We start from the raw sequence: 16677 nt of genomic DNA on the forward strand, positions 1-16677 counted from the left end.
CCCGGGTCGTGCTCCGCGCCGCATCGTGCGGCACCGGGAGCGGTGCGGGTGGGGGCGCGGGTCGCGGTGAGGAGGTGGATCCGGAGTGTGCGGATCGCTGCAGAGACCGCGGCGGCCGCGTCCAGCATGACAGCATCCGCCGCGAGTTGCCCGCACGGCGCCGATTCCGCCCCGCACCCGCGCACGACGAAACCCCCTCGCCGTCGCCGGTCGAAGGGGCTGGCCGCCTCCGCGAGATGCCACTTGTGCGCGCGACACGCCGTGGAAGGCGTGCACAAGTGGCATCTCGCGGAGGGGGAGACGGGGGGGCGCGTCAGCGCAGGGAATCGAGCACGGCCTCCAGCTCGTCGACGGCGGAGTCGATCTCGGCGGCGGTGACGACGAGGGGCGGGGCGAGGCGGATCGTCGAGCCGTGGGTGTCCTTGGCGAGGACGCCGCGAGCCATCAGGGCCTCGCAGACGGCGCGGCCGGAGGCGAGGGCGGGGTCGATGTCGATGCCGGCCCAGAGTCCGGCGCCGCGGACGGCGACCACGCCGCGCCCGATCAGCGCGGTGAGGCGGGCGTGCAGCTGGGCGCCGCGCTCGCGGGCCAGCGCCTGGTACTCCCCGGTGGCGAGCAGCTCGACGACCGCGAGGCCGACGGCGGCGGCGAGCGGGTTGCCGCCGAAGGTCGAGCCGTGCTGGCCGGGCTGGAGCACGCCGAGCACGTCGGCGTTCGCGACGACGGCCGACACCGGCACGATGCCGCCGCCGAGCGCCTTGCCCAGCAGGTAGACGTCCGGGACGACGTCGACGAGGTCGCAGGCGAAGGTCGCGCCGGTGCGGCCGAGGCCGGACTGGATCTCGTCGGCGATGAAGAGGACGTTGTGCCGCGCGGTGATCTCGCGGACGGCGGGGAGGTAGTCGGCCGGCGGGACGACGATGCCCGCCTCGCCCTGGATCGGCTCGATCAGCACGGCGACGGTGTCCTCGTCGATCGCGGCCTCGAGGGCCGCCGCGTCGCCGAACGGCACCGTCCGGAAGCCGGGCGTGAACGGGGCGAAGCCGTCGCGCGCCTCCGCGTCGTCGCTGAACGAGATGATCGTCGTGGTGCGGCCGTGGAAGTTGCCGGCCGCGACGATGATGTTCGCGCGGCCGGGCGCGACGCCCTTCACCCGGTAGCCCCAGGCGCGGGCGACCTTGATGCCGGACTCGACGGCCTCCGCGCCCGTGTTCATCGGGAGGACCATGTCCTTGCCGGCGAGCGCGGCGAGCGCCGTCACGAACGGGCCGAGCTTGTCGTTGTGGAAGGCGCGGCTCGTGAGGGTGACCCGGGAGAGCTGCGCGCGCGCGGCGTCCAGCAGCACCGGGTGCGAGTGGCCGAAGTTGACGGCGGAGTACGCGGCGAGGCAGTCGAGGTAGCGGCGCCCCTCCACGTCGGTGATCCACGCGCCCTCGCCGGTCGCGGCGACGACGGGCAGCGGGTGGTAGTTGTGCGCGGCGTGCGCCTCCTCCGCGGCGATCAGCTCGGCGGAACGGTCGGTCTCGGTGATGCTCATGTCGTGCCTCCTGAGGACGATCGACTCCTCAGAAGTTGTCGTACTCGAGTGCCGAGTACGACGACTTCTGCGGAGTGGGTGAGGGAGAAGGGGAGCGGCTCAGCGCCGCAGCTCGAGGGTGCAGCACTTCACGCCGCCGCCGCCGAGCAGCAGCTCGGACAGGTCGACGCCGATCGGGTTGTAGCCGCGCTCGCGCAGCTGGCGCTCGAAGCCGGCCGCGCGCGAGGCGATGACGACGTTGAGGCCGTCGGAGAAGGAGTTGAGCCCGAGCACGGACGCGTCCTCCTCCGAGACGAGGATCGCGTCGGGGTAGAGCTCGCGCAGGACGCGGTTGCCCTCCTCGCTGAACGCGCTCGGCAGGTAGGCGATGTTCGTGTCGTCGAGCACGGCGATCGCGGTGTCGAGGTGGTAGAACGACGGGTTCACCAGCTCGAGGGTGACGACCTCGCGGCCGAAGATCCGGGCGACCTCGGCGTGCGAGTCGGAGGCGGAGCGGAAGCCGGTGCCGGCGAGGATCCGCTCGCCGACGAGGAGGAAGTCGCCCTCGCCCTCGTTGACCTCCTCGGGCACGCGCACGTCGAAGCCGGCGCCGCGGAACCAGTCCATGTAGGCGGGGCCCTCGGGCTGGCGCTCGGGGTAGGTGAAGGAGGCGCCGTAGGCGATGCCGTCGATCACGAACCCGCCGTTCGCGGCGTAGACCATGTCGGGCAGGCCGGCCTCGGGCTCGATCAGCTGCACATCGAAGCCGAGCTCGACGTAGGTGTCGTACAGCGTCTGCCACTGGCGCACGGCGAGGGCGGTGTCGGTGGGGACCTGCGGGTCCATCCACGGGTTGATCCGGTAGACGACGGTGAAGTGCTCGGGGCGGCACATCAGGATCGCCTTGGCGACGGGGGTGCGGGTCGGGGCGGTGGCGAGCACGGCGGTATCGGTCATTCGAGTCCTCCTGCGAAAGGATGCGGATGAGCGGACCGGGTCCAGTGGCTCCGTCCCCGCGGGGCGGGTGGAGCACGCTCGCAGCTAGTCTCGCACGCGCGGATCCTGCGATTTCCGCCAGGAGACGCACGGAATCGCTCACTATCGCGGCCTCGCGCGCAGGATCGCGGCGACGGGGGTCGGGACGCTCCGGAGGGGTGGATCGACGATCCGTGGCAGCGGGGGCGGCACCGCGGTAGAACAGGGGTCCCGACGAGAGGCGCTTCCGTGATCGATCGCGACGGCCTGGCGGCGTTCCTCCGACTCCGCCGCGAGGCGCTGCAGCCCGAGGACGTGGGCCTCACCCGCGGCCCGCGCCGCCGCACCGCGGGCCTGCGGCGGGAGGAGGCCGCCGCACTCTGCCACATGTCGACCGACTACTACGCCCGGCTCGAGCGCGGCACCGGGCCGCAGCCGTCGGAGCAGATGATCGCCGCGATCGCGCAGGGACTGCACCTCTCCCTCGGCGAGCGCGACCACGTCTTCCGGCTGGCCGGCCACCGCCCGCCGGCGCGGGGCAGTGCCGGCGAGCACATCGGGCCGGGTCTGCTGCGCATCCTGGACCGGCTGCAGGACACCCCTGCCGAGATCATCACCGAGCTCGGCGAGACACTCCGGCAGACCCGGCTCGGCGCGGCACTGCTGGGCGACGCGTCGCTCCGCACCGGGCTCGAGCGCAGCCTCGGCTACCGCTGGTTCACCGACCCCGCGGCGCGCGAGGCGTATCCGGAGGAGGACCGGGCGCAGCTCTCGCGCGTGTTCGTCGCGGGGCTGCGCGAGGTCGCGACCCTGCGCGGGCCCGGCTCGAGGGCGGCCGAGCTCGTCGACGTCGTCGCGGAGCGGAGCGAGGAGTTCCGGTCACTGTGGGCCGAGCACCAGGTCGGGCTGCGACCGCCGGCGACCAAGCGCTTCCTGCATCCGTCGGTCGGGCTGCTCGAGCTGGAGTGCCAGACGCTGCTGGATCCGGAGCAGTCGCACCGGCTCCTCGTCTACACGGCGGTACCGGGGAGCGAGAGCGCGGGGAAGCTGGAGCTGCTCGCGGTGGTGGGCGCGCCGGTCTGAGCGGCGGGCGGCGGGCCGGTGGCGGCGGGCCGGTGGCGGCGGGCGGCGGGCGCGGGACCGCAGCCGTGCGTCGCAGCCGTGGACCGCGCATCGGTGGATCGGCGGGCCCTGCCTCCGCTCGCCGGATCGGCCGAGCATGGGATCACACCCACCAGCGACCGCCCACCGGCACCGAGGAGCCCCCATGACCCGCAGCATCCCGATCCCCGATCTGTCCGGACGGCTCGCCGTCGTCACCGGCGCGAGCGACGGCATCGGCCGCGTGATCGCCACCCGGCTCGCCGCGGCCGGCGCCGAGCTGGTCCTGCCCGTGCGCTCGGCCGCCAAGGGCGAGGCCGCCGCGGAGGGGATCCGCCGGGCGATCCCCGGCGCCGCGGTGAGCACGCACCCGCTCGACCTCTCCTCCCTCCGCTCGGTCTCCGCGCTCGCCGAGGGACTGCTGGCCGAGGGCCGGCCGATCGACCTGCTCGTGAACAACGCCGGAGTGATGCAGCCGCCCCAGCGGCAGCTCACCGAGGACGGCTTCGAGCTGCAGTTCGGCACGAACCACCTCGGGCACTTCGCGCTGACGCTCGGCCTTCTGCCGCTGCTCGCGCACGCCCGCGTCGCGCACCAGACCAGCATCGCGGCGCGCAGCGGATCGATCGCCTGGGACGACCTCGACGGCGCCCGCGACGACGACGCGATGCGGGCCTACGTGCAGTCGAAGATCGCGGTCGGCCTCTTCGCCCTCGAGCTCGACAGGCGGAGTGCCGCGGCCGGCCGGGGGCCGACGAGCACTCTCGCGCACCCCGGGATCTCGCCGACGAACCTCCTGGCGGCGCAGCCCGGCCTCGGTCGCGCGCAGCAGGTGCGGGGCCGCGGCCTGATCGTGCTGCTCGCGCGGCTGGGCATCGCCGGGACCGTCGAGAGCGCGGCGCAGCCCGCCCTGCTCGCGGCGACCGCGCCCGACGGCGGCGGCTTCTACGGCCCGACCCGCCTGATCGGCGGACCCGCCGCCCGCCGCGAGCCTTGGGCGCCGCTGCGCAGCGCCGACGACGCCCGCCGCCTCTGGGACGTCTCGGAGCAGCTGACGGGCGTCCGCTCCCCGGCGTGAGCGCGCGTGGATCTCCTCAGAAGAGACCCCCCAGACAGCTGGTCGAGTAGCCCCGCAGGGGCGTATCGAGACCCACCGTCCTCAGCAGGGCGGGTCTGCAGACCCGGCTTCCGACGGTGGATCTCGATACGCCCGCTGCGCGAGCTACTCGATCAGCAAAGAGGCGGCCCACCGCGCCGCCGCGGCCGCCGCCGCCAACCCCCCGCCGATCCGCGACGGGCCCCCGGATGGGGGTCTGCGGGGCGGCGCCGCGAGAGTTCTCGAGGCACCCTGGCAGCTAGCATTCAGGCACCGTGTCCGCCCGCGGTCCGCCGCGGATCCTCTCGAAAGATCTGCCGTGACTCCTCGCCGCACTCGGCCCCTCGCCCCGCTCACCGCACTCGGAGTCTCCGCCGTGCTGCTCACCGGCCTCGCCGCCGGTCCGGCGCAGGCGCAGGAGGACTCCCCGCTCGGCACCGTCACGCAGACCGCGGACGCGGGCGTCGAGCGCGCGCTGTCGAACGCGAAGACCCAGCGCGAGGACGTCGCCGCCGACCCGGCCGCCGAGATCGTCCTCTCCGGCACCATCGCGCTGAAGGACATCGACGAGGCGCACCCCGCCCCGGCCGGAGCCGCCTACCGCCTCCGCGTCGAGAACGGCGCGGGCACCGAGATCCGCACGATCGCCACCGAGGCCGCCTTCTCGCTCACCCTCCCCGGCGGCGAGGCCTACTACCTCCTCGCCTCGGTCGACGGCGACGACAGCTGGTACCCGACCTGGTTCGGCGACACCCCGATCGCCGTCGAGGCGGACGGCATCGGCGAGTCGCGGACCGACGTCGCGATCAGCCTCCCCCGGGCGACCACGGTCTCCGGCTCCGTCACCGCGGCCGCCGTCGCCGGCGTCTCCGCGACGTCCTTCGTCGTGCAGCCGTACTGGTACGAGCGCGAGGACAACGCGTACTACCCGTTCACCGAGGTCGCCACCTCCGGCAACCCGGGCCGACCCGACGCCTGGACCACCGCGCCGAACGCGCTGCCCGCCGGCGAGTGGATCTTCCGCCTCGCGGAGCCCGGCTACCCGGTCTACGACGACGAGTACTACCGGGAGCTCCCGCGCCTCGACGAGCGCGCGATCACCACCGTCCCCGCCGCGGGCCGCACCGGCGTCGACTTCACGCCGACCGCCTACGCGTCGAACACCGGCACCCGGATCGAGGGCACCGACCGCTACGGGACCGCCGTCGCGGTGACCAGGAAGTACTTCGGCGACGACATCCCCGTCCTCTACATCGCGAGCGGCGCGAACTGGCCGGACGCGCTCAGCGCCGGGCCGGCGGCCTCCGTGCAGGACGGCGCCCTGCTCCTCACCGACCCGGACCAGCTGTTCCCGGTCGTCTCGGCCGAGATCCAGCGGCTCTCTCCGCAGCGGATCGTCGTCGTCGGCAGCTCGCTCTCCGTGAGCGACGCGGTCTACGAGCAGATCGCCGCGCTCGGCTCGCCCACCGAGCGGATCTCGGGCTCGGACCGGTACGAGACCTCGCGGAAGATCGTCGCCGACGCCTTCCCCGCGGGCTCCTACGACACCGTGTTCCTGCCGACGGGAGGCGCCTTCCCCGACGCGCTCTCGGTCGCGCCGATCGCCGGCCGCCTCGACCAGCCGGTGCTGCTCGTCGACGGCGCGAAGCCCGCACTCGACGCGCCGACCCGGGAGGCCCTCGCTCGTCTCGACGCGGCCGACGGACTGCTGCTCGGCGGCACGGACCGGATCTCGACCGGTGTCGAGGCCGACCTCCGCGGCTCCGGGCTCACGGGCGGCGTGAACCGCCTCGCGGGGATCGACCGGCACGACACCAGCCGCAAGCTGAACGCCGCCTACGCACCGTCCCCGCTTGTCGACACGGCGTTCCTCGCCTCCGCCATCGGCTTCGCCGACGCTCTCGCGGTCGGCCCGGCCGCCGCGTCGATCGGCGCACCGCTCTACCTGAGCCAGCCCGACTGCGTGTACACCGCGACGCGCAGGAGCCTGCAGGATCAGGACCTCGACCAGATCACGCTCCTCGGCGGCACCGGCACGCTCTCCGCGGACGTCGCTCGCCTCACCGCCTGCTGACCCCGCCCCGCGCGTCACCGCTAGATTCGAACCATCGTGTCCGCCGCGGCCCGCCGCGCTCACCGGAAAGCCTCACCGTGACTCCTCGACACCGCCGTCCGTCCGCGCTCGCCCTCTCCTCCCTCGCGATCGGCGCCCTCGCCGTGACGGGCCTCGTCGCGGGGCCGGCCTCTCCGGCACTCGCGGCCGACGGTGCGATCAGCGGCACGATCACGACGCCCGCGGTCGCGGGCACGCACCGCTACGTGGCGCAGGCCTGGGACCTCGACGACGATCCGCAGGACGCCGAGCTCGCCGCCTCGACGGCGATCGAGCTCGGCGCCGGCGCGAAGGGCGGCTACACGCTCTCCGGCCTCGACGACGGCTCCTACGTCGTCCGCGTGGTCGAGAAGCCGGCGGACGGCGGCGTCCCGGCCGTCGCCGACCGGTTCTGGCTGGACACCGACTGGGTCGGCGACTCGACGCAGGTCACCGTCGCGGGCGGCACCGTCGACGCGGTCGACCTCGCTCCCACCGCCTGGTCCTTCTCCTCCGCTCGCCTCTCGGGCAGCGACCGCTACGGCACCTCCGTCGCCAGCACCCAGTCCGTCGATCCGGGCGTGCCCGTGCTCTACATCGCGAGCGGAGCAGGCTGGGCCGACGCGCTCAGCGCCGCCCCCGCCGCCGCGGTCCAGGGCGGCGCGCTGCTCCTGACCGACCCGGACCAGCTCTTCCCGGTCACGAGCGCCGAGATCACGCGGCTCGCCCCGAAGAAGGTCGTCGTCGTCGGCAGCGAGCTGACCGTCTCGGCCGCCGTCTACTCGCAGATCGACGCCGTCGCCGGCACCGTCGTGCGGATCGGCGGCACCGACCGCTACGACACCTCGCGGAGGATCGTCGCCGACGCCTTCCCGGCTGGCTCGGCCGAGGACGTCTTCCTCGCCACCGGGGGCAACTTCCCCGACGCCCTCTCCGTCGGGCCGGTCGCCGGCCGCCTGGGCGAGCCCGTGCTCCTCGTCGACGGCGCGAATGCCGCCCTCGACGCCGCCACCCGCGCGGCGGTCTCGCGCCTGGACCCGACGACCGCGGTCGTGCTCGGCCAGGAGCCGTCGATCTCCGCGGGCATCCAGACCGAGCTCACCTCGGCCGGACTCGTCGACCGGACCACGCGGATCGGCGGCGAGAGCCGCTACGCGACCAGCCGCCTGATCAACGAGGCGTACGCGCCCGCCGAGCTCACCGACACCACCTACCTCGCCTCGGGCGAGGGCTTCGCCGACGCGCTCTCCGGAGCCGCGATCGCCGCCGCGGCCGGCTCGCCGATCTCGCTGAGCCGGCCCGAGTGCGTTCCGGCCGCCACGGTCGACTCGCTGAAGCGCCTGCACCTCGACTACGCGGTCGTCCTCGGCAGCGAGCTCACGCTCTCGGCCGCGGTCGGACGCGTCGCAGCCTGCTGACCCGGTGACCACCGGAACCCGCGCCCTCCTCCTCGGCATCGAGACCGGCGGCACCAAGGTCGTCGCCGCGGTCGCCGCGCAGGAGGACCCCGAGCGGATCCTCGCGAAGACGACCCTGCCGACCCGCGGCCCCGCGGAGACCCTCGGCGACCTGGCCGCGTTCACCCGCGACCACGGAGTCGAGGGCTCCGTCGCGGCGATCGGCGTCGCCTCGTTCGGCCCGCTCGACATCGACCCCGTCTCCCCCGGCTACGGCCGGCTCACCTCCACACCCAAGCTCGGCTGGGAGGGCACCGACGTGCTGTCCCCGCTCGAGGCCGCGGCGCCCGGCGCCCGCACCGCGCTCGTGACCGACGTCAACGGCGCCGCCCTCGGCGAGGCGCGCTGGGGCGCGGGGCAGGGCGAGCCGGACTTCGTCTACCTCACCGTCGGCACGGGAGTCGGTGGCGGCATCATCGCCGGCGGCCGCCTGCTCGCCGGCAGCGGCTGGCCCGAGGTGGCGCACGTGCTGCCGCGCCGGCACCCGGAGGACCGCTTCGAGGGCACCTGCCCGTTCCACGGCGACTGCCTCGAGGGGCTCGTCGCCGGCCCGGCGATCTCGGCGCGCTGGGGCGTGGACGGCTCGAGCCTCGGTCCGGAGGACGCGGCCGCGAACCTCCGCTTCAGCTCCTACTACCTCGCCCAGCTCGTGACGACGCTCGCGTACGTCGCGGGCGTCCGCCTCGCGATCGTCGGGGGCGGCGTCGCCAAGACGCCCGGCCTGCTCGCCGCCACCGAGGCGGAAGTGGAGCGCCTGATGGGCGCCCCCGGTGCGAACGGCACCGGCGCCGCCCACCTCCGCCTGGTCCCCCCGGCCCTCGGCGACGAGGCCGGCGTCCGCGGCGCCCTCTCCCTCGCGCAGTCCCTGCTCTGACGCGCGCCCTCTGCCTCCTTCGCGAGATGCCACTTGGGTACGCGACACGCCGACGCGGGCGCTCACAAGTGGCATCTCGCGGGAAGTGAGGAGGGGCTACAGGGCGTCGAGGTCGCGGAGGGCCGCCAGGGCGCGGTCGAGGCGGGCGGGCTCGGGCTCGTCCCACCACTTCGGGCCGCGCTCGCCGAGGCCGTGCTTGGCCAGGCCGGTCCGCGTGCGGGCGGCGCCGACCGCGTCCTCGTCTCCGGCCTTCTTCGCCGTGCGCACGCCGGAGCGGCCGCGGCCGAGGTGCGACTTCAGCGCCGCGACGACGTCCTCGGGGAGGCTCGGGTCGGTCCGGCGCCAGCGGCGGCCGTTGACGACCAGCCAGCGTCCGTCAGCGGTGGGGCCGTCGGCGAGAGGCTCTTCGGCGGTGGGTCCGTCGGCGACGGGCTCACCGCCGGTGGGCTCTTCGGTGCTCACGACGCGGCGTGCGCCAAAGCCGAGTAGGCCCGCTCGGGGCCGGTCGTCCCGGTGAGCGCCGCGGACAGCTCGTCCAGCCGCTCCCGCGCCGCGCCGTCCAGCGCGAGCATCCGCCGCGCGGCGTCCGCCAGCTCATCGACGGTCGCACCGTTCGGATCGAGCACCTCCGCGACCCCCGCGTCCTCCAGCGCCGCGGCCCCCGCGAACTGGTCCGTCGAGAACGGCAGCACGATCAGCGGCACCCCGGCCGTCATCGACTCCGTCACGCTGTTGTTGCCGCCGTGCGTGACCGCCAGCGCGGCCCGGCCGAGCAGCGTCACCTGCGGCAGGAAGCCGCGCACCAGCCAGCCCGAGGGCACGTCGCCCAGGGCCGACGCCTCGGTCGCGCCCGAGGCCAGCGCGACGCGCACCGGCCGCCCGTCGACGGAGACGCCGGCCAGCGCCGCCACCACCCGCGCGAGCACGTCGTCGCGCACCGAGAGGAAGCTGCCGAAGCTCACGTAGACGACCGGGTCGTCCGAGGCGGCCAGCCACTCCTCCACCTCCGAGTCGCGCGGCTCGCCGCGGACGGCCGAGCCGAGGAAGGCGTGCGGTGGGAGCTGCGCGGTGCGCGCCGCGTCGTGCAGCTCGCCGGGGTAGTTCAGCAGCAGCACGTCGCCGCTCTCGGCGAAGGCGTCGAGGCTGAGCGGCGCGGCCGGGTCGAGCGCGGTCAGCGCGGCGTTCCACTCCGCCGTGAAGGAGTCTCGGACCCGCTCGCAGAGCGCCCGCAGCCGAGCCAGATCCTCGGCCGGCGGCTCGAAGGCGTCGGGCCAGACCGGCGGGAAGCCGTAGACCTCGCCCGGCACCGTCAGTGCGCTCGGGTGCCCGAGCACCACGTCGCCGTAGGGCACGCCGAGTGCCCGCAGCGCGACCCGCGCGGTGAAGGCGAGGTGGTCGACGACGATCGCGTCGGGCCGGACCTCGTCGAGGATCTCGCGCAGCCGCGCGGCGACTCCCGCCGGGTCCCAGAGCAGGTCGGTCAGCCGCTCGCCGGCCTGGTACTCCAGCGTCGGCACCATCCCGCGGCGGGTCGCGTCGAAGAAGCCGCGGAGCGAGTCGCCCTCGTCGGGCGCCTGCTCCTCCGCCCGGATGGTGCCCGGGTTGGAGCCGCGGCCGAGCCGGAGCGGGACGTGCTCGAAGCCGAAGCCGTCGACGATCGAGCGCGTCGCATCGCCGGTCGCGACCACGACGCGCTCGCCGGCCGCGCGCCAGGCAGTGCCGAGGGTCGCCAGCGGCAGCAGGTGCGAGGCGTAGTCGGGGCTGACGATCAGCAGAGTCACGAGGCGCCCAGCACGAGGTCCGAGCCGAGCGGGCGCTCCTGCTCCGCGGTCGCCCGCGCGTAGACGGCGGAGAGCGCGTGCGCCATCGCCTCGATCGTGTAGCGCTCGCGCACCATCGCGCGGCCGCGCTCGGCGGAGTACTCGGCGAGCGGACCGGCGGCGAGGTCGAGCGCGAAGCAGGCGGCGGCGGCGACCGCCTCCTGATCGGAGGTGTCGACGAGGAAGCCGGTCACGCCCTCCTCCACGTAGGTCGCCGGGCCGCCCGTGGCCGGAGCGACCACCGGCAGCCCCGCGGCGAGCGCCTCGAGCAGCGCGATGCCGAACTCCTCCTTGACGCTCGCGCAGACGTAGGCGCCGCCGGCCGCGGCGAGCCCGGGGCGGCCGTGACGCACGGCGCCCAGCCAGCGCGCGACGGTGCCGTTGGGGCGGTGCCCGGCGAGCAGCAGACCGTCCGCTGAGCCGGGCCGGGCGGTGACGGCGCGGATCCGGTCGAGCTGCTCCGTCTCGTCGGGGGTCGGCGCGTCGAGGTCGCCGCCGACCAGGAGGAGGTTCGTGCGGTCGCGCAGCGGCGAGCCGGCCCAGGCCTCGGCCAGCGTCGCCATCCCCTTCACCCGGTGCAGCCGCCCGACGCTGAGCAGCAGCGGCAGCCCGCGGCGCTCGGCCGGCAGCTCGGCGAGGAGCGCGTCGAGGGAGGAGAGGTCGTCGCCGGCGTCGAGGGCGACCGGCTCGCCGGCGGCGGCATCGCGCGCCGCCTCCTCGCCGCGCTCGACCAGCCGGACGTCGATCCCCTCGGGGACGATCGTGTGCCGCTCGGGGTGAGCGGTGATGTCGATGCCGAGCATGTCGCGCATCGTCTCGGCGAGCTCGGCGCGCGGGAAGAGGACGGTGTGCGCGGCGTCGGCGGCGAGCCGCTGCACCAGGCGCACGCGGAACCAGAAGTGCTCGACAGCGTCGCGGTCGCCGAAGTCGGCGCGCGAGAGGGTGCCCGCCTCGTCGAGCCCGGCGATCAGGGCGTGCGGGTCGGGTGCGACGGTGAAGACGACGGGGATCTCCAGCTCGCGCGCGACGGCGGCCGCGGCGAGCGAGCCGACGTCGGCCATCCGCAGGTGCACGACGTCGACGCGGCCGGCCGCGCGGAGGTAGCGGCGGATCCCGCGCTCGGCGGCGATGCGCCGCGGCCAGGCGAGCGGCATCGGCACGGCGGCGCCCACGAACGGCACCGGAGCGAAGCCGTGGCCCGCGGCGGGCAGCTCGGCCAGCGCGCGCTCCGCCTCGGCCCAGGTGCCGCGGGAGAGGGTGAGGACGCGCTCGATGCAGTCCTCCTCCGTCAGCGCGTCGCCGAGGCGGACGAGGAGGGTGGCGATGCCGCCGTTGTCGCCCGCGCCGACGCGGGTGAGCGTCCCGTCGATGTCGGCGTGCACGAAGAGCTGCGCGACGGTGGGGCCGGCGTCGGCGACGGGAGCGATCGCGCGGTCGGCGAGGGCGACGCGCGCGACGGGACCGAGCGGCTCCGGCATCTCGCCGAGGCGGGCGAGCATCAGCGCGGCGTCGTCCGAGGGCCGCTCGCCGAGCGCGTCGGCGGCCGCGGCGCGCGCCTCGAACACCTCGCCCTCGTCGGCGGCGGTGTGCAGGAGGGTCCGCTCGGCGATCGCGCCGGGGACCAGGCCGATCGTCTCGACGTAGCGCGCGCGGACGTCGCGGTCGCGCTCGCCGATCAGCGCACCCTCGAGAGCGAGCGCGACGAGGTCGGGGGTGGAGGACGCCCAGAGCAGCAGGGTGCGCTGCGCGAGCATGCCGGCGAAGCCGCCGTCGCGGACCATGCGCAGCAGCGGGCCGACCGCGGCCGGCCGGGGCAGGCGTCCGCCGAACGCCCAGGCGGCGTGCTCGCGGATGAAGGCGCGCTCGTCGGCGAGCAGCCGCAGCAGCGCGAGGTCGGCCTCCTCGTCGAAGACCTGCGCGAGCGAGTGCACCGCGGCGATGGCGGTGAGCTGGTCGGCGGGGTCGAGGGCCGCGCGGGTGAGCAGGCGGACCGCGCGTCCGCCCCCGTCGCTCACGGCGGCGATCGTCAGGGCGTCGGCCGCCCGGATCGCCTCGAGGAGGGTGGGCGCTGCGCGCACGGCGTCGAGAACGGTCTGCGTGGCCACGGGATCACCTGGTCTGGTCGGAGCGGAGGAGGGCGCGCCTCGGAGACGGCCCCCACGAGCATGCCGCTCCCGACGCTGGGAAATCACTACTTGCGCCGGAACTCCCCCCGCGCTAGCCCCTCCTGTCAAGGGGGTACCACCCGCGACTTCGCTTTCCGTGAGATGCCACTTGTGCACGCGACACGCCGTGAAAGGCGTGCACAAGTGGCATCTCGCGGCGGGGATCAGGGCGCGAGCCAGTCCAGGAGTCGCGGGAGGGTCCAGGTGGTCACGATGCGGTCGGGCGGGACGCCGAGGCGCTCGGCGCGCTCGGCGCCGTAGTCGAGGAGGCCGAGCTGGCCGGGGGCGTGCGCGTCGCTGTCGATCGAGAAGAGGCAGCCGGCCTCGAGGGCCAGGGCGATCAGCTCGTCCGGCGGGTCCTCCCGCTCGGGGCGGGAGTTGATCTCGACCGCGGTCCCGTGCTCGGCGCAGGCCCGGAAGACGGCGCCGGCGTCGAACGTCGACGGCGGGCGGGTGCCGCGCTCCCCCGTGACGAGCCGCCCGGTGACGTGCCCGAGCACCCGGGTCCGCGGATGCGCGGCCGCCGCGACCAGGCGCACCGTCATCTCCCGGCTCGGCATCCGCAGCTTCGAGTGCGCGCTCGCGACCACGACGTCGAGCCGCGCGAGCATCTCCTCCGACTGGTCGAGCGCGCCGTCCTCCAGCACGTCGACCTCGATCCCGCTGAGCAGCCGCAGCGATCCGGTGTCGAGACCGGCCAGGTGCTCGAGCTGGTCGGCGAGCCGCTCGGCGCTCAGCCCGTGCGCGACCCGCAGCCGCGGCGAGTGATCGGTCAGCGCGAGGTACTCGTGCCCGAGCGCCCGGGCCGCGTCCGCCATCGCCGCGATCGGCGTCGCTCCGTCCGACCACTCGCTGTGGCTGTGCAGGTCGCCGCGGAGGAGGCTCCGCAGCGCGCTCTCGGGCAGGGACGCGGTGCCGCGCAGCTCGGCGAGGTAGTCCGGCACCCGCCCCTCGAGCGCCTGGCGGATGACGGTGAAGGTCGTGTCGCCGATCCCCGGCGCCGCGCGGACCAGCGCGAGATCGGCCCGCTCGCCCTCGGCCATGCCCTCGAGCACGGCGAGCGCCTTCCGGAACGCCTTCGCGCGATACTTCGACGCCCGCTCCTGCTCGAGCAGGGCGGCGATCTCCTGCAGTGCCGCGAGCGGATCCATGCTCCCGGTCTAGCAGACGCTCGCGCTCCCCTGGGTGATCGCCGAACATCCTTGCCCGCGGCGCAACACGCGATATATCGTGACTTCCATCGACTCGCGCTATATCGCGAGTCGTCCCGGCATCACCAGCAGCAGGATCGCCCCACGAGGGCACAGGAGGAGGAGCACCATGTCGCTCGAGAAATGGCTCGTGCAGGCGGGCGAGACGAAGGTCATCGACCTCGACGTCGTCCGCTCGATCAAGATCGCCCTGGTCGGCGGTCAGATCGACGTCATCGGGCACGACGAGCCCACCGCCCGCGTCGAGGTGCACAGCGTCTCCGGCCGCTCGCTCAAGGTCTCGATGGACGGCGACCGCCTCGAGGTCGACCACATCCAGCTCCGCTGGGACACCGTCGTCGACGTCGCCAAGGGCCTCGGCCGCAAGGGCGACCGCGCCGACATCAGCCTGCTCGTCCCCCGCGGCGTCGCGCTCAAGTTCGACACCGTCTCGGCCGACGGCCTCGTCTCGGGTCTGCACTCGGACGCCCGCGTCTCCACCGTCGGCGGCGACATCGTCATCGACGGCCTGCGCGGCGACATCGAGGCGAACACCGTCCACGGCGAGCTCTCCGTCCGCAACCACACCGGCCGGGTCACCGCGCACACCGTCTCGGGCGACGTCACCACCGCCGGCGCGCTCACCCGCTTCTCCGTCGACGGCGTCTCGGGCAGCGTCTTCGTCGACGCCGAAGACGCACCGGACGAGATCCAGTGCAACACCGTCAGCGGCGACCTCACGATCCGGATCGACGAGGGCCTCGGCGCCCGCTACCGGATCAACACCGCCACCGGCACGCTCCAGCTCGACGGCGAGGTGGTCAAGGGCACGTTCGGCCGCGGCTACACCGCGACCACCGGCTCGCTCGACTCGAAGTGGGTCGACGTCACCGCCAACTCGGTGACCGGCGCCGTCACCGTCGTCCGCCGCTCCCCCGCCGCTCCCGCCGCGCAGCGCCTCACCGACGCGAGCGCGCTGTGAGCCCCGTCTTCGCGCACGGCCGCCTGCGCCTCTACCTGCTCAACCTCCTCGCGGAGTCGCCCAAGCACGGCTACGAGCTGATCCAGGCGCTCAGCGAGCGCTTCGGCGGCACCTACGCCCCGAGCGCCGGCACGGTCTACCCGCGCCTGGCGAAGCTCGAGGAGGAGGGCCTGGTCACCAAGGAGGCCGACGGCCGCAAGACCGTCTACTCCATCACCGACGCCGGCCGCGCCGAGCTGGCGAACCGCGCGACCGACCTCGGCGACATCGAGGAGGAGCTGACCGACTCCGTCCGCCGCCTGGCCGACGAGGTGCGGCTCGGCGTCGCGGAGGCGATGAAGAGCCTGCGCGCCGATCTGGCGAGCGCCGCCCGCGACTCGCGCCCGTCGCGCGGCGGTCCGGAGCACTCGGCCGAGACGCCCGCCCCGGCGGAGTCGACGCAGGACTCGACCTCGGGCTCGACCACCGGCGAGCGCCCGCAGGACGCCCCGCCCGCCGAGAACCCCGCCGCCGACACCGCCGCGGTCGACGCGCGCACCGCCTCCCGGCTCGCCCTGCGCGACGCCGAGGTGCTGCTCACCGAGTTCCGCGACGAGCTGCGCGCCGAGCTGCGCACGGCCGCCGCGCACGGCTCCGTGAGCGCGGCGACCACGGACGCCCTGCGCAGCGCGCTCGACCAGGCGCGCGCGGCGGTCCGCTCCACGCTGAGCTGACGCCCACCGCACCACCGCACCACCGCTGACGGCGGGGATCCCCTCGGGGGTCCCCGCCGTTCGGCTGTCCTCCGCTGCCGCCGCGCTGCACGACGAAGGACTCGTGGCCCCGGCCCGTCCGACGGGATCGGGCGGCTCCTCCGTGCCGGAGCGGTTCCGACGTGCCGGAGACACGCCGACTGACCGGTGCCGGAGGCTCGGCTCGCTCGATCGGCTCGGGCTCGTGGAATCAGCCGGTTCCGGCGTGCCGTACTGGTTCTCGCGTGCCGGAGGTGGCCGTGGTGAAACTTCGGCTCACGGATCCGGCTCGCGCTCGCGGAATCGGGCGGTTCCAGCGTGCCCAAGCGGTTCTCGCTTGCCGGAGGAGGCCGGTGGCGGATGTTCGGCTCCCAGTTCCGGCCCGGGCACGCGGAATCGGACGGTTTCCACGTGCCGGAGCAGATTCCGCGCGCCGGAGGTGGCCCGGGCGTAAATCCGGCTCGCGGTTCAGGCCCGGGCTCGCGAGATCGCACGGTTCCGACGTGCCAGAGCTGTTCTCGCGTGCCGGAGGCGGCTGGGACGGATCTTCGGCTCGCGATTCAGGCCCGGGCTCGCGAGATCGCACGGTTCCGACGTGCCAGAGCTGTTCTCGCGTGCCGGAGGTGGCCGGGACGGATCTTCGGCTCGTGATTCAGGGCCGGGCTCGCGAAGTCTTCC

13 protein-coding genes are annotated in these 16677 nt (G+C 74.7%); 7 read left to right on the forward strand and 6 right to left on the reverse strand.

Annotated features, from left to right (window positions below):
* Nucleotides 1-313: 313 nt before the first annotated feature.
* Nucleotides 314-1537, reverse strand: a complete 1224-nt coding sequence (gene rocD / locus MT355_RS18695; RefSeq protein ID WP_123732521.1) for an ornithine--oxo-acid transaminase — start codon at nucleotides 1535-1537, stop codon at nucleotides 314-316.
* A gap of 99 nt (nucleotides 1538-1636) precedes the next feature.
* Entirely contained in the window at nucleotides 1637-2473 is an 837-nt protein-coding gene (gene ddaH, locus MT355_RS18700) for a dimethylargininase (protein WP_243600675.1), read from the reverse strand.
* Nucleotides 2474-2740: 267 nt separating this feature from the next.
* On the opposite strand from ddaH, the gene MT355_RS18705 reads away from it, so the two are divergent.
* From MT355_RS18705 to MT355_RS18725, 5 genes are all read left to right on the forward strand, one after another.
* A complete protein-coding gene (locus MT355_RS18705; RefSeq protein ID WP_243600676.1) occupies nucleotides 2741-3574 on the forward strand; it encodes a helix-turn-helix transcriptional regulator in 834 nt (277 codons plus the stop codon).
* Nucleotides 3575-3758: 184 nt separating this feature from the next.
* Nucleotides 3759-4670, forward strand: a complete 912-nt coding sequence (locus MT355_RS18710; RefSeq protein ID WP_243600677.1) for an SDR family oxidoreductase — start codon at nucleotides 3759-3761, stop codon at nucleotides 4668-4670.
* Between the two features lie 337 nt (nucleotides 4671-5007).
* A complete protein-coding gene (locus MT355_RS21700; RefSeq protein WP_243600678.1) occupies nucleotides 5008-6762 on the forward strand; it encodes a cell wall-binding repeat-containing protein in 1755 nt (584 codons plus the stop codon).
* A gap of 77 nt (nucleotides 6763-6839) precedes the next feature.
* A complete protein-coding gene (locus MT355_RS18720; RefSeq protein WP_243600679.1) occupies nucleotides 6840-8198 on the forward strand; it encodes a cell wall-binding repeat-containing protein in 1359 nt (452 codons plus the stop codon).
* A 4-nt stretch (nucleotides 8199-8202) separates the two neighbouring features.
* Nucleotides 8203-9111 (forward strand): ROK family protein, encoded by a 909-nt coding sequence (locus MT355_RS18725; RefSeq protein ID WP_243600680.1) that lies wholly within the window; start codon nucleotides 8203-8205, stop codon nucleotides 9109-9111.
* Between the two features lie 96 nt (nucleotides 9112-9207).
* Here the strand turns inward: MT355_RS18725 and MT355_RS18730 are convergent, their stop codons facing one another.
* From MT355_RS18730 to MT355_RS18745, 4 genes are all read right to left on the reverse strand, one after another.
* Nucleotides 9208-9477 carry a biopolymer transporter Tol gene (locus MT355_RS18730; RefSeq protein ID WP_243600769.1) on the reverse strand — a complete coding sequence of 90 codons (270 nt, stop codon included), beginning with the start codon at nucleotides 9475-9477 and terminating at the stop codon, nucleotides 9208-9210.
* Nucleotides 9478-9569: 92 nt separating this feature from the next.
* Nucleotides 9570-10892, reverse strand: a complete 1323-nt coding sequence (locus MT355_RS18735; protein ID WP_243600681.1) for a glycosyltransferase — start codon at nucleotides 10890-10892, stop codon at nucleotides 9570-9572.
* Nucleotides 10889-13036 (reverse strand): glycosyltransferase, encoded by a 2148-nt coding sequence (locus tag MT355_RS21705; RefSeq protein WP_243600682.1) that lies wholly within the window; start codon nucleotides 13034-13036, stop codon nucleotides 10889-10891. Before MT355_RS21705 ends, MT355_RS18735 begins: the two co-directional genes overlap by 4 nt.
* Before the next feature lie 224 nt (nucleotides 13037-13260).
* Nucleotides 13261-14247, reverse strand: a complete 987-nt coding sequence (locus MT355_RS18745; protein WP_243600683.1) for a PHP domain-containing protein — start codon at nucleotides 14245-14247, stop codon at nucleotides 13261-13263.
* A gap of 169 nt (nucleotides 14248-14416) precedes the next feature.
* Here MT355_RS18745 and MT355_RS18750 point away from each other — a divergent pair, with 169 nt between their 5' ends.
* Nucleotides 14417-15268, forward strand: coding sequence for a DUF4097 family beta strand repeat-containing protein (locus tag MT355_RS18750; RefSeq protein WP_243600684.1), 852 nt, complete (start codon nucleotides 14417-14419; stop codon nucleotides 15266-15268).
* Nucleotides 15265-15981 carry a PadR family transcriptional regulator gene (locus MT355_RS18755; protein WP_243600685.1) on the forward strand — a complete coding sequence of 239 codons (717 nt, stop codon included), beginning with the start codon at nucleotides 15265-15267 and terminating at the stop codon, nucleotides 15979-15981. The genes MT355_RS18750 and MT355_RS18755 overlap by 4 nt, the downstream gene beginning before the upstream one ends.
* Nucleotides 15982-16677: the final 696 nt, after the last annotated feature.

Origin of the sequence: Rathayibacter sp. VKM Ac-2929 (genome assembly GCF_022815495.1) — a bacterium.
GTDB lineage: Bacteria > Actinomycetota > Actinomycetes > Actinomycetales > Microbacteriaceae > Rathayibacter > Rathayibacter festucae.